Raw genomic sequence first — 524 nt, 5'->3', positions numbered from 1 at the left:
TGATCGACCTGACCGGCGACGGCCAGGCACACAACAGCCTGAAACTGTCGCTGCAGGACGTCCTGGATAACGGCCAGGCCGACCTGTTCCACACCGGTGACAGCCACAGCGTGCAAATGCTGGTCAAGGGCGACAGCTCCGACGTGGTCAACCTCGACCACCACTCGAGCAACGGCACCGACAGCACCTGGTCCGACAAGGGCACGGTGGCGGTAGGGGACATCTCCTACCACGTCTACCAGAACTCCAGCACCGAAGCCGAGCTGCTTATCCAGCAAGGCGTGCAGGTCCACCTGGTCTGACGCCGACGAGGCGGGGCCGGCCCTTCGGGGGCGGCTCCAACTCCTCCTTCACCTCGCACTTTTTCTGATCGAACCCTGCCGCACCCGCGGCTGGGTTCTGGAGACACCCATGAACCGTTCCCTTTACCTCAGCGTCCTGGCCGTTGCCATCGGCTTCGCCTCGAGCGCCTTCGCGCAAAACGACGCCATCTATGGCGAGACCTACCAGAAGGTCGAAAGCGT

Annotated in this window: 1 protein-coding gene; it reads left to right on the top strand. The window is 63.4% G+C overall.

Features of this window, described 5'->3' with window-relative positions:
- A partial coding sequence (locus N5C91_RS31875; RefSeq protein WP_279834537.1) for a hypothetical protein occupies positions 1-302 on the top strand: 302 nt, incomplete at its 5' end.
- Positions 303-524: the final 222 nt, after the last annotated feature.

The sequence above is a fragment of the Pseudomonas sp. GD03903 genome (genome assembly GCF_029840045.1).
Lineage (GTDB): Bacteria > Pseudomonadota > Gammaproteobacteria > Pseudomonadales > Pseudomonadaceae > Pseudomonas > Pseudomonas pseudonitroreducens.
This window is presented reverse-complemented; position numbering and strand designations above follow the sequence as displayed.